Here is a 20,336-nt window from a genome sequence, read left to right on the forward strand (position 1 = left end):
GTTTCCCCCTGTCATCCGCGTGCCCGGCGCGCCATCTCGTGCAGCACCTCGGAGGTGGGCACGGGCGCTTGCCGGACACCGGTCAGTTCCTGCTTGAGATAGGTGGCGGCCGAGGGGAACCCGGCGGCGGCGCCCTGCGGCCGGAATCCGTGCCGGACGGCGAGCTCCCGCACCTTCGGGTCGCTGCCGAGCAGTTCGCCGAGCGCCCGCCCGGCTTCGCTCAGTGCCACGACGGTGTGGTCGCTGTTGACGGTCGTGTCGGGGTAGAGCACGGCGAGGTCGCCTGGCTGCTGCCCGCCCGCGAGGAGTGCGGCGACCTGCGACTCGTAGACCAGCACCAGGGGGTTGCCCGCGCCGCTGACGAAGTCCCGGAACACCGCGTCCGAGCTGGACTGCTGCGCGCCCTGGACGGTGACGAGCTTCTTCAGCAGGGGTGCGGTGCGGTCGAGGTCGGCCTCGCTCGCGACCACCCGGCCGCCGTTGGCGACGACGGAGGCGGCGGCGAGGTACAGGGCGCCGGAGTTGGAGGTCCGCGGGTCGGTGCTGGAGACGAAGAGGGTGCCGCTGAGCTCCCCGTGCCGGTCCGCGCCCTTGAGCTGCTGCCAGGTGCGGTCGTCCCGGGCGGCGTCGAGGTAGGCGCCCATCCTGAGCGTGCCGCGGTTCTCGGCGTCCAGCGTGGCGAGCTTGTTCGCGGCCAGGACCTCGGCGGCGGCGCGATGGGCCACGACGACGAGGGGCGAGTAGAAGGGGCGGGGCAGCGTCCCGCGCACCTTGTACCGTCCGGCGAGTTCGACGGCCGGGGCCTGGCTGGACGGGAAGGCGAGGTCGAACCCCTTGAGGTCCAGGCCCTCCATGGCCCAGGACCCGGAGGTCTCCGCCTCGACGGTGTAGCCCTTGGCGGCGAGGGCCTTCACCACGTCGGGATCGGCGAAGAACTCCGCCTTCTCCGATCCGATCACCGCGCGCACGGTCTTCGTTGCCGTGCCCGTGTCCTCTCCTTGCCGGCCGGCCACGACGGCTGCCACCACTCCGCCGATCAGCACGACCGCGAGGACGATTCCTGCGATACGTCTCACACCGGGAGCGTGCTCCTGGAATCCAACGTTCCTGGACGGTCCGGGTGAACGGGGGATGACCGGGCGATCCCGGTATGCAACAGGAATGGAGGGCTCCGGATGTGGTACCCGAGGGCCCTCACGAAGGGGTTGCGAGGGCCCCTCTGAAGGGGTCCGAGGGCCCTCGCGGAGGGATTAGTGGCGCCCGGTCCGCGCGTCGCTGCGGGTGCGCGCGGACCGGGGCCGTCGGGGGGAGCCCCTCAGGGGCTCAGCGGGACGCAAGTTCACGCGGCTCCAGAGCCGCAGCGTGCGCGTCCATCCGCTCGGCGGCCAGGATGGCGGCCGCCGTGTCGGCGCGGGAGGCGGCGACGACCAGCGCGCGGCCCGCCAGGGCGTGCGCCCGCTGGTGCAGGGCCGTCGCGCTGCGCTCGCGGCGCGTGCTGCTCATCGGCACGCGGACCGGCGCGCGCCCTCCGCGCAGCCGGCCCACCTGCTCCGCGAGCCGCTCCGCCGCGGTGTCCAGGTCGGCCGAGGTCCCCGTCGCACGCAGCTCGTCCGTGACGGCGAGCAGGGCGGCGAGATGGCCCGCGAGCTGGATGTCCAACTCTTCCTCGCGGGAACGGTGCGGGAAGTCGGGGTCGGGGCCGTCCACCGTGCTGTGGACCGACTTGGTGCGGATCGGTTCGTACATGGGAGGGCCTCCTGAGTGCTTACAGGAAGCCATCCTAGCTTAGATTTCGTCTAAAGTTGAGTTGTTCACAAACCCGGACTGGCTGCACACGTACGGTGAGCGAGGTGTCCCGTCAGGCCTGGCTGTAACCGTCCAGGAAGTGCCCGATCCGGCCCACCGCGTCCCGCAGGTCCCCGACCGTCGGCAGGGTCACCACCCGGAAGTGGTCCGGCTCCGGCCAGTTGAAGCCGGTGCCCTGGACGACCATGATCTTCTCGCGCCGGAGCAGGTCCAGGACCATCCGCCGGTCGTCCTTGATCTTGAAGACCTTGGGGTCGAGACGCGGGAAGAGGTACAGCGCCCCCTTCGGCTTCACGCAGGTCACGCCCGGGATCTGGGTCAGCAGCTCGTAGGCGACGTCCCGCTGCTCGCGCAGCCGCCCGCCCGGCAGCACCAGGTCGTTGATCGTCTGGCGTCCGCTGAGCGCCGCGACGACGCCGTGCTGTCCCGGCATGTTCGCGCACAGCCGCATGTTCGCCAGGATCGTCAGACCCTCGATGTAGGAGTCGGCGTGCGCGCGGGGTCCGGAGATCGACATCCAGCCGACGCGGTAGCCGGCCACCCGATAGGCCTTCGACATGCCGTTGAAGGTGAGGGTCAGCAGGTCGGGGGCGACGGCGGCGGTCGGGGTGTGCGTGGCGCCGTCGTAGAGGATCTTGTCGTAGATCTCGTCCGAGCAGACCAGCAGGTTGTGGCGGCGGGCGATGTCGGTGAGCCCCTTGACCATCGCCTCGTCGTAGACGGCCCCGGTCGGGTTGTTGGGGTTGATGATCACGAGCGCCTTGGTGCGGTCGGTGACCTTGCGCTCGACGTCGGCCAGGTCCGGCATCCAGTCCGCCTGCTCGTCGCACCGGTAGTGCACGGCGGTGCCGCCGGACAGGGAGACGGCGGCGGTCCACAGCGGATAGTCCGGGGCGGGCACGAGCACCTCGTCCCCGTCGTCCAGCAGGCCCTGCATCGCCATCACGATCAGCTCGGAGACGCCGTTGCCGATGAAGACGTGCTCGACGTCCGTCTCGATGCCGAGGGTCTGGTTGTGCATCACGACCGCGCGGCGCGCGGCCAGCAGTCCCTTGGCGTCTCCGTACCCGTGCGCCGAGGACACGTTCCGGAGGACGTCCTCCAGGATCTCGGGCGGGCACTCGAAGCCGAACGCGGCCGGGTTGCCGGTGTTCAGCTTGAGGATGCGGTGACCGGCGGCTTCCAGCCGCATCGCCTCCTCGAGCACCGGGCCCCGGATCTCGTAACAGACGTTGGCGAGCTTGGTCGACTGGATCACCTGCATGTCTGGGAGCTTACGGCCCGGTAATGCGTCACGGGTCGTGTTTTCCGCCACGTGAGACGCGTGGGTTTAGGTGGATATCGCCCGCGCACTGTCCCACCAGCACCATCGGTGCCTAGAATTCGCCGCCATGTTCAGGCCATCCGAGTACGCCGACGGAGCGACGAACGGTGAGCCCCAGGGCCCGCCGAACGTGTACTTGCCGCAGCCGGACCCGCCTCCAACGTACGACGCGTACGCCGATCCGGCGGCGGCGCACGGATGGCAGGACGCGTACGACAACGCGGAGCCCACGGATGGCATGGGCGACACCCGCGAGCTGCCGCCGGTGCCGGCGCGTGGCCGCACCGGTGGGGGCCACCGCTCCCGGCGCAGGCCGAGCCCGTGGCGTACGCGCCGCGTGGCGGTCGCCGCCGGTGCCGCGTCGGTGGCCGCGCTGATCGCCTGGTTCTCCCTCTCGGGTGCGCCCTCCGGTGGGACACGCAGCGGCGAGGGCGGCCGTACGGGCCCGACGGCGGGAGATCCCGCGAGCCCCACGGGCACGCCCGGCACGCCCTCCCGCGTGCCGGCCACCGGGGCACCGGCCGTCGGGGAGGATCCGTCGTCCGGGACAGCGCCTACGAGCCCGGCCGCCGAGACCAGCCGCCCGTCCTCCGAAGGCGGGGCGAAGGCGACGGAGCCCTCGGCCGGGACCCCCGCCTCCGCCGCCACGGCCCCGTCCACGCCCACCGACCCCACCACCACGTCCGCGCCGGGCAACTCCGACCGCAAGCCCGGACACGGCCACGGCAGCACCAAGGACCCAAGTGGCGGTCGGACTGGGTAGGTTGAGCCTGTCCACCGCACGGGGGAGAGGCGGGACATGGACTTCGCGCTGCTCAACGACGAGCCGGTCACGGACCTGGAGGCCGACCTGCTGGGCACCGCTCGGGCCGCGCGCGAGCCGGCGGGACTGCTGCACGCCTCGCGGACGGCCACGCCGTTCACCCTCGCGGTGGACGCCGGCTGGGGCATGGGCAAGAGCAGCCTGATGCGGCTGGTCGAGGCGGAGCTGCGGCAGCACAGGGACGTGGCGACCGTCTGGTACAACGCCTGGACCTCCACGGGGTCCGACGCGCTCGAGGGGCTCCCGTCCTGGCGAGCTTCGACCGACGGCTGCTGCGGCGGGCGCTGCACCACGCCTCCGCGCGGGGCACGCTGCTCCGGGCGGTGCGCGCGACGCTGACGGTGGCCGCGGCGCCGTTCGGGGCGGCTGGGGTCGTCGACCAGTTCTGGCGCGACCTGCTGCTGGTCGTCTTCATCGACGACCTCGACCGCTGCTCGGAGGAGACCGTGCTCGCCGTCTGCGAGGCGGTGAAGGTCTACCTGGACGTGCCGGGGCTCGCCTTCGTGATCGGCTGCGACCGGTCGGCCCTCGGGCCGCAGGGGCTGCTGCGGGACCTGGGGCCGGCCGGGTCGGCCTTCATGGAGAAGATCTTCCAGACGAGCTACCGGTTGCCGGTGCCGGGCCGTGAGGAGGTCGAGGCGTACGTCCGTCACTGGGCCGAGCGCTCCGGTCTCCGGGAACTGCTGGACGACGACCTTGTCAGGCTGATCGCCGACCGCTCCTCCCCACACGCCGAGTTCTACCGGCTCCTGGTGTCCGGAACGGCACTACGCGCACGCGGCCCGTGAGTTCCCCGGAGAGTGCTGAGCCAGGCGGGCCCGGGCCGACCAGGAGTCGTGGCGGATCACGGTTGACTCGGTGACCGGGCACGGGCTGGCGGCACCGGAGCCCGAGGACATCGACAGCCGGGCGACGACCCTGGCCCGGCTGGAGGAGGAACTGCCCACCGGGTTCCCCGCGCTGGCGCGCGACCAGGGCTTCGTCCACCTCATCGAGGAATGGATGCGGCTCCCGCAGGTCGACGAGTTGGTGAGGCAGCTTCAGGAGGGCGGGGTGGCCCCGGTGATCGCGGCCCCCGACGAGGAGGACGGACGGGGGGGGGGGGGAGCCGGATGCGCGGGGTTCAGCGACCTCCAGGGCTGGCGCGAGCGCCAACTCTTCGACGGCCCGGTCGTGTTCTTCGCCGGCCGGGTCACTCCGGCCCGTCAGCAGCGGTGCCGTGAGCTGGGCGCGCGGATCACGGCCGGCTGCGCGACGCTCATGCAGTACATCGACGCGGCGGTCGCCGACATCCGCCAACACCGGGCCTGATACAACTGCTTGGGCCGATGGCGACTCCCCCGCGGGCAGGGCGGCGCTGCCCGTACCGGATGCCGCTCCTTGTGTCCCAGCGGTGCGCCCCCTCACAATGCGCATGACAACACCGCAGGCGGCCGGAAGATTTCCGGCCGCCTCCGTCGCAAGAGGGGACCCCCCATGAGAAAACCTCTCGCAGCCGCGTTCTGCGCCCTGGCGATAGCCGGGGCCGGCGCGGCTCCCGCGACCGCTGCCGAGGCCGCCCCCACGGGCGTCGGCAAGGTCGCGGACACGGGCTCGGCCACGTCCGCCGTCTCGGACGTGGTCACGTCCGTGGAGCAGACGCTGTCCGGGCTCAACCCGTCGGCCAAGGCCGTGAACCTCGCCGGCACGGTCGCGCTCAGCAACTGCTCCGGCTCCGTCGTCCGCATGCCGGACTCGGAGGCCAACGACCCGGCGCTGGTGATGACCAACGGCCACTGTCTGGAGTCCGGCTTCCCCGGCCCCGGCGAGGTCCTCGTCGACAAGGCGTCCAGCCGCACCTTCAGCCTGCTCAACGCCTCCGGCTCGCGCGTCGCCACCCTGCGCGCCGCCAAGCTCGCGTACGGCACGATGACCGACACGGACGTCGCGTTCTACCAGCTCACCACCACCTACGGGCAGATCAAGAGCTCGTACGGCATCAACCCGCTGACGCTGAACGACAAGCACCCGGTGGCCGGCACCGCCATCAGCATCCCCTCCGGCTACTGGAAGCGCGTCTACAGCTGCGACATCGACGGGTTCGCGCACACCCTGAAGGAGGGCGACTGGACCTGGAAGGACTCGGTCCGTTACACCTCCGCCTGCAACACCATCGGGGGCACGTCCGGCTCGCCCGTCGTCGACGAGGCCACCGGCAAGGTCGTCGCCGTCAACAACACCGGCAACGAGGACGGCGAGCGCTGCACGGTGAACAACCCCTGTGAAGTCGACGCGAACGGCAACGTGACGGTCCGCAAGGGCATCAACTACGGCCAGGAGACCTACCAGATCCCGGCCTGCTTCGGCATCGACAACAAGCTCGACCTGAGCGCGAGCGGCTGCACCCTGCCCAAGCCGTAAGGCAAGGGCAGGTCCCCGGGGCGGGCGGTCACGCGGGAGTCCTGCGGACCGCCCGGCCCGCCAGGGCGTCCGTGCGACGCCCGTCCTCGATCACGAACCGCCCGCCGACCAGCACGTACGGGATGCCCGTCGGGAGCACGCGCGGCTCGGCGAAGCTCGACCCCGCCGCGACCGTCGCCGGGTCGAAGAGCACCAGGTCGGCGACGTACCCCTCGCGCACCAGGCCCCGGTCCGGCAGCCGGAGCCGGGCCGCCGGGCGCGAGGTGAGGTGCGCGACGCACTCCTGAAGCGACAGCACCCCCAACTCCCGCACGCAGTGCCCGAGGTAGTGCGGGAACGTGCCGTACGCGCGCGGGTGCGGCTTGGCGCCCTGGAGGATGCCGTCCGAGCCGCCGGTGTGCACGCGGTGGCGCATGATCGCCCGGACGTTCTCCTCGTGGCCGACGTGCTGGAGGATCGTCGGGGCCAGCCGGTCGGCCAGCAGCAGCCCGCGCGCGGTCACCCAGGGGGCCTCGCCCCGCACGTCCGCCGACTCCCGCACCGTATGGCCGACGAACTCGGCCAGCGCCGGATCGCCCACGCCCGAGATCTCGATCGTGTCCCACTCGATGGGCACGCCGTGGCAGCCGTCCGAGCCGGTGACCTCCAGGCCGTGGCGGATCCGCTCGGCCGTCTCCTCGTCCGCCAGCCGCTCGATGACCTGCTCGGGACCGCCCTCGCTCGCCCAGCTCGGCAGCATGGCCGCCAGCGTCGTACAGCCCGGGGTGTAGGGGTACGTGTCGAGGCTGATGTCCGCCCCGGTCGCCAGCGCCTCGTCCAGCAGCTCGGGCGCCCGGCCCTTGTTCACGCCGAAGTTCATGGTGGCGTGGGCGAGATGCAGGGCGCAGCCCGCCTGACGGGTCAGCGTGACCATCTCCTGGTACGCCTCCAGGGCGCCCGCCCCGTAGGAGCGGTGGTGCGGGCAGTAGTAGCCGCCGTACGACGCCACCACCCGGCACAGCTCGGTCAGTTCGGCGTCCTTGGCGTACATACCGGGCGTGTACGTCAGCCCCGACGACATGCCGACGGCGCCCTGCTCCATGCCCTCGGCGACCAACTGCCGCATCCGGTCCAGCTCGTGCGGGGCGGCCTCCCGGTCCTCCCAGCCGACGACGAGCGCGCGGACCGTGCCCTGGGGGATCAGGTAGGCCGCGTTCACGGCGATCCCGCGGTCGAGGCGGTCCAGGTACTCGCCCACCGTCCGCCAGTCGAAGTCGATGTCGTCGCCCAAGCCGTTCCACCCGGCGATCGCCCGGCGCACCTCGCCGAGCGTGCGGTCGTCGACGGGCGCGTACGACAGCCCGTCCTGGCCGATGACCTCCAGCGTGACGCCCTGCGCGGCCTTGGCGCTGTGGTCGGGGTCGCGCAGCAGCGCCAGGTCACTGTGGGCGTGCATGTCGACGAAGCCGGGGGACAGGACGAGGCCCTCGGCGTCCAGCTCCCGGCGCGCCTTCGGCCGCAGGCAGCCGGCCGCCGCGGCCTCCTTGACGATCGACACGATCCGGCCGCCGTCGACCACGACATCGGCCCGGTAGGAGGGTTCGCCGGAGCCGTCCACGACGTCCGCGTCCCGGATGACGAGCTCTTCCATCGCGCCGGCCTCCTAGAAGAACGTACGGACGTAGTCGACGACCGTGCCGTCCGCCTCGGCGACCGGGATCAGCGGCCACTTGTCGAACGACGTGCACGGATGGGACAGACCCAGACCCACCCAGTCACCCACCTCCAGATCCGCCTCCGGCGTGGTGCTCAGCCAGGCGTGCTGGTCGGACAGGGCCGTCACCGACACGCCGGTGGCCGGGCGCTCGGCGCCGTCGCGGCGGATCACCTGGGCGAAGGGCAGGTCGAGGTCGTAGGCCGCGTCCCGCTTGCCCGCGTTGACGAAGGCCTGCTCGGCACAGGGCCGTGACACCACCTGCGTCCACAGCCGGAACGCCGGCTCCAGGGCGCCCTCCTCGGGCACCCGGTTGAACGGGGTCAGCTTGCGGTAGTGGCCGTCGTCGTGCGAGACGTAGGCGCCCGAGCGCAGCAACTTCAGGACCGGCAGGGAGAGTTCGGGGATCTCCGCGAAGACGTCGGCGACCGCGTCGAACCAGGCGCTGCCGCCCGCGCTGACGACGATCTCGTCCACACCCGAGAACCGTCCGGCCTTGTCGAAGTCCGCGGCGAGCGCGACCAGCCGCCGCAGCCACGCCGTCACCCGCTCCGTGTCCGCCTTCGGCACCTCGCCCTCGTAGCCCGCGACGCCGACCAGCCGCAGGGACCGCGTGCCCGCCACCGCGTCCGCGACCGCCGCGCACTCCGCCTCCGTCCGCACCCCGGTACGGGCACCCTCCCCGGCGGCGAGTTCGACGACGACGTCCAGCGGGCGCCGGGCACCGCTCAGCGCGGCGTCCATCAGCTCCACCCCGCGCACCGAGTCGACGTAAGCGACGAAGCGGAACTGCGGGTCGGCGTCGAGCTCGGCCGAGACCCAGCGCAGGGCCGCTGCGTCGACCAGCTCGTTCGCCAGGAACACGCGCCGGGTCCCGAACGCGCGCGCCACCCGCACCTGATGCGGCACCGCCAGCGTGATGCCCCACGCCCCGTGCTCGATCTGCCGCTGGAACAGCTGCGGCGCCATGGAGGTCTTGCCGTGCGGCGCGAAGGCCAGGCCGTGCCGGTCCGCGTAGGACTCCATGAGCCTCAGGTTGTGCTCCAGGCGCTCGGCGGACAGCGCGAGCACGGGCGTGGCGAAGCCGCCGGTGAACAGGTTCCGGCGCTGGGCGGCCAGCTCGCCCACGGTCAGGCCGTCGGCGTCCGGCGGGAGGCCCTTGAAGCGGTGGTCGACGCGTTCGGCGGCGAGCCGGGCGAGGGACTCGGCGGCGCTAACGGCTGTCATGGAGCCTCCCTGATCAGGGCTGTTGCATATATTGCAACACTCATTGCGTATATCGCTCAACGCTGTCTAACATCTCGGCCACCCGGGGTCAACGAAAGCGGCCGCGCACGCCGCCCCCGCCGAGCAACCAGGAGCTACGAGCATCGTGACCCCCACCGGACCCTGCAACGCCCCCGACGTCGTGGACGTCGTCGCGCTCGGCGAGTCCATGGTCACGTTCCTGCCGTCCCGGCCGGGCCGGCTCGCCGACGTCCCCTCCTTCGACCGGGGCATCGGCGGCGCGGAGTCCAACACGGTGTGCGTGCTGGCCGCCGCCGGGCATTCCGGGCGGTGGGTAAGCCGGGTGGGGAACGACCCGTTCGGCGACCACCTGGTCGAGGCCGTCGGCGGGTACGGGGTCGATGTGGAACACGTCCGGCGCGACCCCGCCCGCCCCACCGGCATCTACTTCCGCACCGCCGGGGACCGGGCCACCGACGCGCACGAGGTGGCGTACTACCGGGCCGGGTCCGCGGCCTCGGCCATGTCCGCGGGCAACGTGGACCTGGACGCGGTCCGCGCCGGCCGTGTGCTGCACCTGTCCGGGATCACGGCCGCGCTGTCCGGGACCTGCCTGGACCTGATGCGCGAACTGACCGCGCGCCGGCCCGGCCGCCCCCTGGTCTCCTTCGACGTCAACCACCGGCCCGGACTGTGGCACGACACGGACGCCCCGAAGGTGCTGCGGGACCTCGCGCGCGGCGCGGACCTCGTGTTCGTCGGGCAGGACGAGGCCTGGGGGCTGCGCGGCGCCGAGCCCGTCCGCGCCGCCCTCCCCGAACCCGAGGTGCTGGTCGTCAAGCAGGGCGCGGCGGGAGCCACCGTCTTCGACAAGCGGGACGTCACCTTCGTGCCCGCCCCGCGGGTCGACGTCGTCGCCGCCGTCGGCGCCGGGGACGCCTTCGCCGCCGGGTTCCTCTCCGCCACCCTGCGCGGGCTGCCCGTCCGGGACCGGCTGCGGCACGGGCACCTGCTGGCCGCCGCCGCCCTCACCGTCCCCGGCGACCTCGCCGCGCCGCCCGCGCGGGAGCACGCCGACCGCCTCGCCGCCCTGGACGACGCGGCGTGGGGGAGACTGCGACTCGGCCCCGGCTGGACGCGAGCCGTCGACCACGCCGTCGCACGGGCCGAGGAGGAGGTACGTACGCCATGAGCCAGACCGTCGACCGCGCGCTCAGCATCCTGCCGCTGCTCGCCGAGGGTCCCGCCGACCTGGGGCAGGTGGCCGACCGCCTCGGCGTGCACAAGTCCACGGCGCTGCGCCTGCTGCGCACCCTCCACGAGCACGGCCTCGTCTACCGCCAGTCCGACCAGCGCTACCGCCTCGGCGCCCGCCTCTTCGCCCTCGCCCAGGAGGCGATGGAGAACCTCGACGTCCGCGAGATCGCCCATCCCCACCTGGTCCGCCTCAACGAGAGCTGCGGACACACCGTGCACCTCGCCGTGTACGAGGAGAACGAGGTCCTCTACATCGACAAGGTCGACAGCCGCTACCCGGTGCGGATGTACTCCCGCATCGGCAAGCCCGTCGCCATCACCGTCGCCGCGGTCGCCAAGCTGCTGCTGGCCGACCTGCCCGAGCACGAGCGGCGGGCGGTCGCGGAGAAGCTCGACTACCCCGCGTACACGTCCCGTTCGACACCCGACGCCGACGCGTTCCTGCGCGAGCTGGAGAAGGTGCGCGAACAGGGCTGGGCCACCGACCTCGGCGGCCACGAGGAGTCCATCAACTGCGTCGCGGCGCCCATCCGCGGCGCCGACGGCCGGGTCGTCGCCGCGATGTCGGTCTCCGCGCCGAACGTCGTCGTCACCGCCGACGAACTCCTCACCCTCCTGCCGCTGGTGCGCCGTACGGCGGACGCCATCAGCGGCGAGTACTCCGGCAGAACACCAGTGAAGGGCACCGAATGACGGACAAGACCGCACTCACCCCCAAGACCCACACCACCCCGCCGGCGAAGTTCTCGCACGGTGTGAAGAAGGGCAACATCCTCCAGGTCGCCGGTCAGGTCGGCTTCCTGCCCGCCGAGGAGGGCAAGCCGCCCACGCCCGCCGGGCCGACCCTGCGCGAGCAGACGCTCCAGACCCTGGCCAACGTCAAGGCGATCCTTCAGGAGGGCGGCGCCGGCTGGGACGACGCGATGATGATCCGCGTATACCTGACGGACGTGGCCCACTTCGCCGAGTTCAACGAGATCTACAACGCGTACTTCGAGGAGCAGGGCCTGACCCAGCCGCCCGCCGCGCGCACGACGGTCTACGTCGGCCTGCCCGGGGCGGGTCTCCTGGTCGAGATCGACGCGCTGGCCGTCCTCGGCTGACCCTCTCAACTCTCGCAGGCCGTGCACGGCAGGGCGCCCCCCCGGGACGCCCTGCCGGGATCCGCCCCGCCCGGCTGTGCTTTCGCTTCGAGGCCTCTGTCTGTGCGGTGAGTGTCGAGATGGTGCTGCGGTGCATCGACATCCAATGGGAGCGTCCCCGGCGGAAGGCGATGGAGTACGGCTCATGATCCGTGCCTACAAGTTCCTCCTGCGTCCGACCCTGCGGCAGGAGCAGGCCCTGCGGGAGATGCTGACCGACCACTGCTCGCTGTACAACGGCGCGCTCCAGGAGCGGCGAGACGCCTACCGGTCTCGCAGACCACTATCCGCTATGGGGACCAGTCCGCGCAGCTCAAAGACATCCGAGCGCTCGACCCGGAGCATCAGGGCCGTTGGTCATTCTCCTCCCAGCAGGCCACACCGCGCCGCCTGGACAAGGCGTTCGTCGCGTTCTTCCGCCAGGTAAAGAACGGAGGAGTCACCTTCGCCTCGCACGTCGGTAGCGGGGTTCGTCGTGGCCGCGGTGTTGAGCATCATCGTGTAACGATGCGGGGGCCGACTGTGTGCGGCACAGGTTCGTCGACCATACTGCTCCGCTGTGGAGCAGCGCATAGGTTCGAGCAGCCAGCCCCTTAAGGCCGAGCCCGTGAAGGGCGCCGGATTCGACCCGGCCTTCATCCCCGGGCTCACGTCACCCGCGTCCGGCCGGACGGAGGACGACGGGCCGGAGAAGGAGCCCGAGGTCGCCGAGGTCGAGGAAGCCGAGGATGCCGCCCCCGAGCCGGAGGAGACGGCGCAGACGTCCCCCTCCGGGCCGGAGGAGGACGAGGCCGACGTCGACGGCCCCGTCTTCGAGGCGTCCGACCGCCGCGCGCGGATAGTCGCCGACCACAGAGGCGTACGCCTGTCCCTGGACGACCAGGAATGCGAGTTCCGCTGGGACGAGATCGGGGCGGTCGAAACGGAGACCGCCCGCTTCGGCAAGCGCTACACGGTCACCGTCCACACCCCTGACCGGCGCTGGTACCCGATCGAGATCGAAGCGCCGGCCAGGAGCCGTTTCACGGAGTGGGACGAGCAGTTGGACGTGGTACTGGACGCCTACTTCGAGGAAGACGCCGAGTAGCTATCGGCAGTACTGGGTTTCCTTGCCGATCGACCGGTACATGCAGTCCGCGTTCTCCAGCAACTGCAACACCGCGTCCCGGTTACGAGAGGTCTCCCGCTCGATCACCTCGTCGGGCGGGTAGAACCCACCACCGCCGGACCTCGGATACATCTCGAACGTGTACCCGAAGATCTTGTGCGTGCCCCAGAGGTAGTCGTCGATCGACCCGTCCGTGATGTACAGGTCGCTGGACTGCTCCGCCGTGTACCCGTTGCTCGCGGCCATCTTCTGTCCGACGGCCTTGAACGCCGCGTTGTCGTCGGCCGTCATCCCGGTCGTCGTGTCGGAGTTGGTGTAGCCGAACGGCCACAGCACCAGCTCGCTGTACGTGTGGAAGTCGACCCCGGCCTTGATCTGCTGCTTGCCGCCCACGACCCGGCTGCGCACGAAGTCGGCGACCACCTTCACCTCGGGCGCGGACTCGGGTGCGGAGCCCCGGTAGGTGTCGGAGGACGTCGAGCCGGAGGAGCCGCCGCAGCAGCCCCAGCGGTAGTTCCAGTTGCGGTTGAGGTCGGTACCGACGTACGAACTGCCGCTGTTGGGCTGGCGGTTCTTGCGCCACGAGCGGTACGACCCGGTGGCGATGTCGTACTCGCCGCCGTCCGGGTTGATGTCCGGGACGATCCAGATCTCACGGTTGTTCACCATGCTGGTGACGCGCGAGTCGGAGCCGTAGTCGGAGGTCAGCTCGCGCAGCAGGTAGAGCGCCATCTCGACGGTGAGGTGCTCGCGGGCGTGCTGGTGGTGCGTGAACAGCACCTCCGGCTCGGACTCGTCGCTGCCCACGTTGTCGCTGATCTTGATGGCGACGATGTTCCGGCCCTGGTACGACTTGCCGATGACGCGCTGGCTCGCGATGGAGGGGTTGGCCGAGACGATCGAGTTGATCTCGCTCGTCATCTCCGCGTAGTTGTGGTAGCGCGAGTCGGCGGACGGGAAGTCGTGGATCCGGACGTCGTCCTCGCCGGCGGACCGGTCGGGGACCGCGCCGAGCGGGGTGACCTCGTAGCCCAGCGCGCGCAGCTTCTTGATCTGGTCCGCGCGTCCGGAGACGACGACACCGTGGCCGTGGGCCTCGTCCACGGTCACGCCGGTGCGCTGAAGTGCCGTGCGGTCCTTTGCCGTCGAGTGCATATGGATCTCGTACTGCCGGACGTCGTCGGCCGACGGAGCCGCCTTGCGGGCGCTGTCGGCGGTGGCGTCCGGTGTCGTCGCCGTCAGGGGCGCCGCGAGGGCGAGCGCGAGGAGGGCGGCGAGGGCGGCGGTGCGTCTGCCGGTGCGGGCACCGGAGCCTCGTATGCGGAGTCGCATGAAATCTCCTTGTGGGAGGTGGGGTTGTTCACTGCGACGTACGTGGTGCGGGTGGCGCACATCGTTCTGCCAATGACATGAGCAGGTCAAGACCGAAAGCGGACGCGTAGTGTACGCGTGTGGCGTGGCGGGCGAGCTGTCCCGGCGGAAGTGCACCCACGGGTGTGACCCGGGCGTGCATATGTGTACGTGGCAGGGGAGAGTGAGGGTCCGCGCAAGAGGAGCCGGGGTGTCCGGATCCTCGGAACCCCCCAGAGGACTGGCTGATCATGGGCGGATCAGCGCCACGACGGGACCACCAGCTGCCGGTCGAGACGACCAGTTTCGTCGACCGGCGTGGCGAACTGACCCAGGGACGCGAGCTGTTGGCCCGGGCACGGCTGGTGACGCTGACCGGGCCGGGCGGCGTCGGCAAGACCCGGCTCGCCGCGCGCATCGCGGCCCGGGTGCAGCGGGCCTTCCCGGACGGCGTGCGCTTCGTGCACCTCTCCGGGCTGCACGACCCGGCGCTCGTGCCGCTCGCCGCCGCCGACGCGCTGGGGCTGCACGACCACTCCGCCCAGCCGCCGCTGGACGCCCTCGTCGAGCAGGTGCGAGAGCGGCGGCTGCTGCTCGTCGTCGACAACTGCGAGCACCTGGCGGGTGCCTGTGCGCAACTCGCCGCGGCGCTGCTGCACGACACCGAGGGCGTCCGGATCCTCGCCACCAGCCGGCACCGGCTCGGCCTCACCGAGGAGCACCTGCTGGAGGTGCGGCCGCTGCCGGTGCCCGACCCGGACGGCGACCTCTCCGCCGCCGAGGGCTACCCGGCCCTCACGCTCTTCGCCGACCGGGCCGCCGCGGTCGTCCCCGGCTTCCGCCTCACCCCGGACAACCGCGCCTCCGTGGCCCGTCTGTGCCGCCGCCTGGACGGCCTCCCCCTCGCCATCGAACTCGCCGCCGTCCGCATGCGTGTCCTCGACGTCGACCAGCTCCTGGACCGCCTCGACGACCGCTACCGCTTCCTCACCACCGGCAGCCCCGCCGCCCTGCCCCGCCACCAGACCCTGCGAGCGGCGGTCGCCTGGAGCCACGACCTGTGCACCGCCTCCGAGCAGGCGGTGTGGGCGCGGCTGTCGGTCCTGGCGGGCGGCTTCGACCTGGAGACGGCGGAGGCGCTGTGCGCGGACGACACCGGGGAGCCGGACGCCGGGTGGGGAACGGGCCTGGCGCCGACGGAGAGTCTCCTGCGAGGTGGCAGACACGGGGCCGGCGGGCCGTTCGTGGGTGGCGTCCAGGGCGGAGCACCTTCCGACGTGCCGTCGGGCGGCGCCCGGCTCGCGGGCGGCTCCGGTGAACGTACCCGACCCGCACGAGCGCTCGCCGGGACCCTCACACTGACCCCGCTCGACGGCGGTCCGGGGAACGCGGCGCCGCCCGTGCCGGGGCCGCCCGGCGGGCCCGTGCCGTTGCCCGTGATGCGCCCCGAGTCCCTGATCGCCTCCCGCCCCGAGGGCAGCACCGTCGACGGGCTGACGCTGCCCCCGCCCGTGCCCCACCCAGGCGGCCCCGACTCGCCCCCGCCGCCCGCAGACGCCGCAGGCGCCTTGACCGCCCGGTGGCCTGCCCCAGCCCTTCATGCCGACGACGTGCTCGACGCCGTCGCCGGGCTCGTGGACAAGTCCGTGTTGTGCCGGGAGCCGGGGCCCGGTGGGGTGCGGTACCGGATGCTCGACACGCTGCGGCAGTACGGGCTGGAGCAGTTGCGGCGGACCGTCGGGGAGGAGGACGCTGTCCGGCGGCGGCAGCGGGACTGGATGCTGCGGTGGGTCGAGGAGTGTGAGCGCGGCTGGTTCGGGCCCGGGCAGCCGGAGACCGTCGCCCGGCTGCGCGCCGACCGGGACAACCTGCGCGCCGCCCTCGACTTCAGCCTCTCCACCCCGGGCGAGGCACTCGCCGGGCTGCGGCTCGCCGGCACCCTCTGGTTCTACTGGCACGCCTGCGGCGCCCCGCGCGAGGGCCTGTACTGGCTCGGCCGGGCCCTGGCCGCCACCCCCGAGCCGACCCCGGAGCGGGCCCGCGGCCTCTGGGCCGCCGGGCTGCTCGCCGCCGCCACCCAGGACTTCCCCCGCGGCCGCCGGCACGCCAGGGACGCCCTCGCCCTCGCCCGGGTCCTGGGCGACGCCGCCGAGGCCGCCCACGCCGAGTACGTCATCGGCGTCCTGAGGCTGTTCGGCGACGACCTGCCCGGCGCGCTGCGGCACTTCGAGACCACCGTCGCCCGCGGCCCCGTGCCCGGCCAGCACCTCAGCGTCGTAGGCCTCGGCCAGGTCGAACTCGCCTGCGCGCTGGGGCTCCTGGGCCAGGCCGACCGGGCCGTCGAGGTGTGCGAGCGGGCCCTCGGGCTGTGCGAGCGGCACGGCGAGCAGTGGGTACGGTCGTACGTGCTGCGCATGTTCGCCCTCGCGCACAGCGTGCGCCGCGACTGGGCCCGGGCCGAGCGGCACGCCCGCGAGGCCCTGCGTCTCAAGCTCGCCGTCCACGACGCCATAGGCATCGCCCTCACCCTGGACCTGCTCGCGTCGATCGCCACCGAACGCGGCGCCCACCGGCACGCGGCCGTGCTGCTGGGCGGCGCCGACCGGGTCTGGGCCGACATCGACGCCGCCCGCTGGGGCGCGCACACCCTCAACTCCGTACGCCGGGACAGCGAGGAGCGGGCCTGCCGGGCCCTGGGACGGGCCGCCTTCGAACGGGCCCACCGGCGCGGCGGGAACCTCGGCCTCGCCGAACTCGTCGGCCACGCGCTCCAGGAACCGGCCCGTCCGCACCCCGGCGAGTCCCGGACACCGCACGACGACACCGCGGTCCGTCTCACCCGCCGCGAGACCGAGGTCGCCCGGCTCGTCGCCGAAGGCCTCGCCAACCAGCAGATCGCCGACCGTCTGGTGATCGCCCGCCGCACCGCCGAAGGCCATGTCGAACGCATCCTCAGCAAGCTCGGCTTCAGCAACCGCAGCCAGATCGCCGCCTGGGTGACGGCACAGCGCTGACCCGCCCTGCCGCAGACCCCCGCCCGTACCGCAGACCCCGAGGGGAACCCATGACCACCCGACAGCCCCCCACGCCCGCCGCGTTCGACCACCGCATGGCCGTCTTCGACACCGACGACGACTTCGTGGCCGCCGCCCTGCCCTTCCTCGGCGAAGGCCTCGCCGCCCCGGACGAACCACCCCCCGTGGCCATCGCCGACCCCCGCAACCTGGACCTGCTGCGGGACGCCCTCGGCGGGGACGCGAAGGACGTCACCTGCATCCCGCACACCGACTGGTACACCGGCTCCGCCGCCAACGCCGTCGCCCAGGCAGCCTCCTACCTCACCGCCCACGCCGCACCCGGCGGCCGGATCCACCTGCTCATGGAACCCGTATGGAGCGGCCGCGCCGGCCGCTCGGCCCGCGAGACCACCGAATGGATCCGCTACGAGGCCCTCGCCAACCTCCTCTTCGCGCCCATGGCCACGACCGCCCTGTGCGCGTACGGCATCCGCACCGCCGGGCCCGCCGTCGTCGCCGCGGCCCGCCGCGCCCACCCCGGCACGGAGGTGTACCAGGACCCGGTGCGGCTCGCGGCCGAACTCGACGCCGTACCGCTGCCGCTGCCCCCGGCCGGCGCCGAGCCCCTGGCCGAGCCGCACGCCGCGGCCGTGCAGGCCTGGGCGGAGGGGCGGGGGCTGCCCGCCGCCGACGCCGAGTTGTTCGCCACGGCCGTCGCTCAGACGGCGGCGGCCCTGGCGCCCCTCGACGGCACCGCCCTGCTGTGGGGCGAGGCACCCGCCTGCGTCTGCGAACTGCGCTCGGCCCGCCCCGTCGGCGACCCGCTCGCCGGCTTCGTCCCGCCACGGCCCACCAGCCCGGAACCCGGCCCGGGCCTGTGGTACGCGCGCCAGGTCTGCGCGTACGTGGACATCCGCGACGACGCCGAGGGAGCCACGGTCCGCCTCCAGTACGGGTGACCCCACCGGCACATGCAGGTAGGGGATCGGGTAGTCCTCCCCCTGTGCCGGACCGGCCCCCGGGACACCCTGGAGCCATGCCGCAATTCTCCGGGCCCCACCTCCCGGACCCCGACGCCAGGTACGGCCCGTTCCTGCAACCACCCCTGGGAGCAGGCCACCTGAGCGTCGAGTACGCCCCCGAGCCCCGCGCCGTCCGCGAGGCACGCGCTCAGGTGCGCAGGCAGCTGGAGGGGTGGGGGCTCGCGGAGCGCGGTGAGGTGGCGGACGTGGCGGAACTGCTCGTCGGCGAACTGGCCACCAACGCCCTGGTGCACGCCGAGAGCCGCTTCCGGCTCATACTCTTCGCCGCGCACGGCGTACTGCGCTGCGAGGTCGCCGACACCGATCGCCGCGTCCCCCGGGTCCTGGACGCCGGCACCGGGTCGAGCGGCCGCGGGATGTTCCTGGTGGACGCGCTGGCCCAGCGCTGGGGCTGCCACCAGGACGGGCCGGGCAAGACCGTGTGGTTCGAGCTCGGCACGTGCGGATCGGACGGCTGTGGTCGGCGACAGCCGTGACGCTCCGCTGGGTCCTGCCGTCAAATGCCCGCCCTCCGGGCGGACGACGGGCATTTGACGGCAGGACCCCAGGTCGGGCCCCGGCGGTGTGCCCAGCCGGGGCCTGTCCGGGGCCCCGTTCGGGAAGGTGCCTTGTACGCGCATCACGTGAAGATCCGGTCACGCCCTCTTGTCCCACAGGCGCCTTTGGGCTTTCTTGACCTGCATGGCGGACACCACGGGAAACACCACGGACCACGAGGCGTCGCAACACCCCCCGCAGCGTAAGGCGAGTTGGAAGTACATCGGCCCGGGCATCGTCGTCGCGGCGACCGGTGTCGGCGCCGGCGACCTGGTCGCCACGCTGATCGCGGGCAGCAACTTCGGTTACACCCTCCTGTGGGCCGCGATCATCGGCTGCCTGGTGAAGATCTCGCTGGCCGAGGCGGCGGGCCGCTGGCATCTGTCCACGGGCCGCACCCTGTTCGACGGCTGGGCCAGCCTCGGCCGCTGGACCACCTGGTTCTTCGCCGTCTACGTCGTGGTCTGGGGCTTCGTCTACGGCGCGGCGGCGATGTCGTCGAGCGCGCTGCCGCTCCAGGCGCTGTTCCCCGACGTGATGGACCTGAAGTGGTGGGGCATCGCCTGCGGTCTGGTCGGTCTGGTCTTCGTCTGGTTCAACAAGTACGCGGTGTTCGAGAAGGTCATGACGGTCCTGGTGGGCGTCATGTTCCTGGTGACGGTGTACCTGGCGATCCGCGTCACGCCCAACATCCCCGACGCCTTCGCGGGCCTCCTGCCGGTGCTGCCCGACGAGAAGGACTCGATCCTCAACACCCTGGGTCTGATCGGCGGCGTCGGCGGCACGATCACCCTCGCGGCCTACGGCTACTGGGTCAACGCCAAGGGCTGGACCGACACCGGCTGGATGAAGGTCATGCGCCTGGACAACCGCGTCGCCTACGCCACGACCGGCATCTTCGTGATCGCCATGCTCTTCGTCGGCGCGGAGCTCCTGCACTCGGCGAACATCGCGATCGCGAGCGGCGACAAGGGCCTGATCCAGCTCGGCGACATCCTGGAGAAGGAGTACGGCACGGCGACGGCGAAGTTCTTCCTGATCGGCTTCTTCGCCACGTCCTTCACCTCGCTGATCGGCGTCTGGCACGGCGTGAGCCTGATGTTCGCCGACTTCGTGGCCCGGCTGTCGGGCAAGGGCCAGGCCAAGGGCGAGGAGGTCGCCTCGGGGACACGCGAACGCTCCTGGCCCTTCCGCGCCTACCTGCTCTGGCTGACCTTCCCGCCCATGATCCTCCTCTTCGAGGGCCAGCCCTTCCGGCTGATCATCATCTACGGCGTCCTCGGCGCGGCCTTCCTGCCCTTCCTCGCCGGCACGCTGATCTGGCTCCTGAACTCCCCCCGCACACCCAGGGAGTGGCGCAACGGCCCGCTCAGCAACGCGATGCTCGGCGTCGCGGGCCTGCTGTTCCTGATCCTGTGCGTGAAGCAGGTCTGGGACCAGCCGTGGGGGGAGTTCTTCTGATCGGACGGGCCACACCTGTCCGTCCTGTCAGTATATAGCGGAATGTAGCGCTCAATTTGCCCCCTGTGACTGTCTCGCAGGGTCGGAGAGAAGTGTTTTCTAGGCATGTTGGGGCTGGATAAAGTGCTGAGGTAGCTTCGAGGGCTGT

19 protein-coding genes and 1 pseudogene are annotated in these 20,336 nt (G+C 72.0%); 14 read left to right on the forward strand and 6 right to left on the reverse strand.

Features of this window, described 5'->3' with window-relative positions; translation table 11 throughout:
* Nucleotides 1-11: 11 nt before the first annotated feature.
* The 3 genes from ACIBNA_RS01755 to ACIBNA_RS01765 all read right to left on the reverse strand — a co-directional run bounded on the left by ACIBNA_RS01755 (nucleotide 12) and on the right by ACIBNA_RS01765 (nucleotide 3,070).
* Entirely contained in the window at nucleotides 12-1,076 is a 1,065-nt protein-coding gene (locus ACIBNA_RS01755) for a hypothetical protein (RefSeq protein ID WP_399163290.1), read from the reverse strand.
* 247 nt (nucleotides 1,077-1,323) lie between these two features.
* Complete coding sequence (locus ACIBNA_RS01760; RefSeq protein ID WP_399163291.1) at nucleotides 1,324-1,746, reverse strand: hypothetical protein; 423 nt, start codon at nucleotides 1,744-1,746, stop codon at nucleotides 1,324-1,326.
* A gap of 112 nt (nucleotides 1,747-1,858) precedes the next feature.
* Nucleotides 1,859-3,070, reverse strand: a complete 1,212-nt coding sequence (locus tag ACIBNA_RS01765) for a pyridoxal phosphate-dependent aminotransferase (protein WP_399163292.1) — start codon at nucleotides 3,068-3,070, stop codon at nucleotides 1,859-1,861.
* A gap of 127 nt (nucleotides 3,071-3,197) precedes the next feature.
* Here ACIBNA_RS01765 and ACIBNA_RS01770 point away from each other — a divergent pair, with 127 nt between their 5' ends.
* The 5 genes from ACIBNA_RS01770 to ACIBNA_RS01790 all read left to right on the forward strand — a co-directional run bounded on the left by ACIBNA_RS01770 (nucleotide 3,198) and on the right by ACIBNA_RS01790 (nucleotide 6,353).
* A complete protein-coding gene (locus ACIBNA_RS01770; protein ID WP_399163293.1) occupies nucleotides 3,198-3,893 on the forward strand; it encodes a hypothetical protein in 696 nt (231 codons plus the stop codon).
* A gap of 36 nt (nucleotides 3,894-3,929) precedes the next feature.
* Nucleotides 3,930-4,292, forward strand: a complete 363-nt coding sequence (locus ACIBNA_RS01775) for a P-loop NTPase fold protein (protein WP_399163294.1) — start codon at nucleotides 3,930-3,932, stop codon at nucleotides 4,290-4,292.
* Nucleotides 4,277-4,741 (forward strand): P-loop NTPase fold protein, encoded by a 465-nt coding sequence (locus tag ACIBNA_RS01780; protein WP_399163295.1) that lies wholly within the window; start codon nucleotides 4,277-4,279, stop codon nucleotides 4,739-4,741. The genes ACIBNA_RS01775 and ACIBNA_RS01780 overlap by 16 nt, the downstream gene beginning before the upstream one ends.
* A gap of 70 nt (nucleotides 4,742-4,811) precedes the next feature.
* Nucleotides 4,812-5,264 carry a hypothetical protein gene (locus ACIBNA_RS01785; RefSeq protein ID WP_399163296.1) on the forward strand — a complete coding sequence of 151 codons (453 nt, stop codon included), beginning with the start codon at nucleotides 4,812-4,814 and terminating at the stop codon, nucleotides 5,262-5,264.
* 165 nt (nucleotides 5,265-5,429) lie between these two features.
* Nucleotides 5,430-6,353, forward strand: coding sequence for a trypsin-like serine peptidase (locus ACIBNA_RS01790; protein ID WP_399163297.1), 924 nt, complete (start codon nucleotides 5,430-5,432; stop codon nucleotides 6,351-6,353).
* Nucleotides 6,354-6,381: 28 nt separating this feature from the next.
* Here ACIBNA_RS01790 and ACIBNA_RS01795 read toward each other — a convergent pair whose 3' ends face one another.
* Nucleotides 6,382-7,983, reverse strand: coding sequence for an amidohydrolase family protein (locus ACIBNA_RS01795; protein ID WP_399163298.1), 1,602 nt, complete (start codon nucleotides 7,981-7,983; stop codon nucleotides 6,382-6,384).
* Between the two features lie 12 nt (nucleotides 7,984-7,995).
* Complete coding sequence (locus ACIBNA_RS01800) at nucleotides 7,996-9,273, reverse strand: amino acid deaminase (RefSeq protein WP_399163299.1); 1,278 nt, start codon at nucleotides 9,271-9,273, stop codon at nucleotides 7,996-7,998.
* 145 nt (nucleotides 9,274-9,418) lie between these two features.
* On the opposite strand from ACIBNA_RS01800, the gene ACIBNA_RS01805 reads away from it, so the two are divergent.
* The 5 genes and pseudogenes from ACIBNA_RS01805 (at nucleotide 9,419) to ACIBNA_RS01825 (ending at nucleotide 12,759) form a co-directional block, all read left to right on the forward strand.
* Complete coding sequence (locus tag ACIBNA_RS01805) at nucleotides 9,419-10,465, forward strand: sugar kinase (RefSeq protein ID WP_399163300.1); 1,047 nt, start codon at nucleotides 9,419-9,421, stop codon at nucleotides 10,463-10,465.
* Nucleotides 10,462-11,223 carry an IclR family transcriptional regulator gene (locus ACIBNA_RS01810; RefSeq protein WP_399163301.1) on the forward strand — a complete coding sequence of 254 codons (762 nt, stop codon included), beginning with the start codon at nucleotides 10,462-10,464 and terminating at the stop codon, nucleotides 11,221-11,223. Before ACIBNA_RS01805 ends, ACIBNA_RS01810 begins: the two co-directional genes overlap by 4 nt.
* On the forward strand, nucleotides 11,220-11,633 hold the full coding sequence (locus ACIBNA_RS01815) for a RidA family protein (protein ID WP_399163302.1): 414 nt from the start codon (nucleotides 11,220-11,222) through the stop codon (nucleotides 11,631-11,633). Before ACIBNA_RS01810 ends, ACIBNA_RS01815 begins: the two co-directional genes overlap by 4 nt.
* 184 nt (nucleotides 11,634-11,817) lie before the next feature.
* Nucleotides 11,818-12,107, forward strand: a pseudogene (locus ACIBNA_RS01820) (helix-turn-helix domain-containing protein); the annotation flags it as partial.
* 124 nt (nucleotides 12,108-12,231) lie between these two features.
* Entirely contained in the window at nucleotides 12,232-12,759 is a 528-nt protein-coding gene (locus ACIBNA_RS01825) for a hypothetical protein (protein WP_399163303.1), read from the forward strand.
* On the opposite strand, the gene ACIBNA_RS01830 is transcribed toward ACIBNA_RS01825, so the two are convergent.
* Nucleotides 12,760-14,112 (reverse strand): M14 family metallopeptidase, encoded by a 1,353-nt coding sequence (locus ACIBNA_RS01830; RefSeq protein WP_399163304.1) that lies wholly within the window; start codon nucleotides 14,110-14,112, stop codon nucleotides 12,760-12,762.
* Nucleotides 14,113-14,381: 269 nt separating this feature from the next.
* Between ACIBNA_RS01830 and ACIBNA_RS01835 the strand changes: the two genes are divergently transcribed.
* The 4 genes from ACIBNA_RS01835 (at nucleotide 14,382) to ACIBNA_RS01850 (ending at nucleotide 20,188) form a co-directional block, all read left to right on the forward strand.
* A complete protein-coding gene (locus tag ACIBNA_RS01835; protein WP_399163305.1) occupies nucleotides 14,382-17,144 on the forward strand; it encodes an ATP-binding protein in 2,763 nt (920 codons plus the stop codon).
* Between the two features lie 50 nt (nucleotides 17,145-17,194).
* Nucleotides 17,195-18,106, forward strand: coding sequence for an anti-sigma factor RsbA family regulatory protein (locus ACIBNA_RS01840; protein ID WP_399163306.1), 912 nt, complete (start codon nucleotides 17,195-17,197; stop codon nucleotides 18,104-18,106).
* A 77-nt stretch (nucleotides 18,107-18,183) separates the two neighbouring features.
* Nucleotides 18,184-18,666, forward strand: coding sequence for an ATP-binding protein (locus tag ACIBNA_RS01845; protein ID WP_399163307.1), 483 nt, complete (start codon nucleotides 18,184-18,186; stop codon nucleotides 18,664-18,666).
* 205 nt (nucleotides 18,667-18,871) lie between these two features.
* Nucleotides 18,872-20,188: an Nramp family divalent metal transporter gene (locus ACIBNA_RS01850; RefSeq protein WP_399163308.1), complete on the forward strand. Its 1,317-nt coding sequence runs from the start codon at nucleotides 18,872-18,874 to the stop codon at nucleotides 20,186-20,188.
* Nucleotides 20,189-20,336: the final 148 nt, after the last annotated feature.

It is taken from the genome of Streptomyces sp. NPDC050164 (assembly GCF_044459945.1).
GTDB lineage: Bacteria > Actinomycetota > Actinomycetes > Streptomycetales > Streptomycetaceae > Streptomyces > Streptomyces coeruleorubidus_A.

Coding starts and splice junctions, on each gene's coding strand:
- ACIBNA_RS01790 (WP_399163297.1), top strand. CDS start 5,430: ATGAGAAAACCTCTCGCAGCCGCGTTCTGCGCCCTGGCGATAGCCGGG.
- ACIBNA_RS01795 (WP_399163298.1), bottom strand. CDS start 7,983: ATGGAAGAGCTCGTCATCCGGGACGCGGACGTCGTGGACGGCTCCGGC.
- ACIBNA_RS01765 (WP_399163292.1), bottom strand. CDS start 3,070: ATGCAGGTGATCCAGTCGACCAAGCTCGCCAACGTCTGTTACGAGATC.
- ACIBNA_RS01770 (WP_399163293.1), top strand. CDS start 3,198: ATGTTCAGGCCATCCGAGTACGCCGACGGAGCGACGAACGGTGAGCCC.
- ACIBNA_RS01850 (WP_399163308.1), top strand. CDS start 18,872: ATGGCGGACACCACGGGAAACACCACGGACCACGAGGCGTCGCAACAC.
- ACIBNA_RS01760 (WP_399163291.1), bottom strand. CDS start 1,746: ATGTACGAACCGATCCGCACCAAGTCGGTCCACAGCACGGTGGACGGC.
- ACIBNA_RS01775 (WP_399163294.1), top strand. CDS start 3,930: ATGGACTTCGCGCTGCTCAACGACGAGCCGGTCACGGACCTGGAGGCC.
- ACIBNA_RS01800 (WP_399163299.1), bottom strand. CDS start 9,273: ATGACAGCCGTTAGCGCCGCCGAGTCCCTCGCCCGGCTCGCCGCCGAA.
- ACIBNA_RS01845 (WP_399163307.1), top strand. CDS start 18,184: ATGCCGCAATTCTCCGGGCCCCACCTCCCGGACCCCGACGCCAGGTAC.
- ACIBNA_RS01810 (WP_399163301.1), top strand. CDS start 10,462: ATGAGCCAGACCGTCGACCGCGCGCTCAGCATCCTGCCGCTGCTCGCC.
- ACIBNA_RS01840 (WP_399163306.1), top strand. CDS start 17,195: ATGACCACCCGACAGCCCCCCACGCCCGCCGCGTTCGACCACCGCATG.
- ACIBNA_RS01835 (WP_399163305.1), top strand. CDS start 14,382: ATGGGCGGATCAGCGCCACGACGGGACCACCAGCTGCCGGTCGAGACG.
- ACIBNA_RS01830 (WP_399163304.1), bottom strand. CDS start 14,112: ATGCGACTCCGCATACGAGGCTCCGGTGCCCGCACCGGCAGACGCACC.
- ACIBNA_RS01815 (WP_399163302.1), top strand. CDS start 11,220: ATGACGGACAAGACCGCACTCACCCCCAAGACCCACACCACCCCGCCG.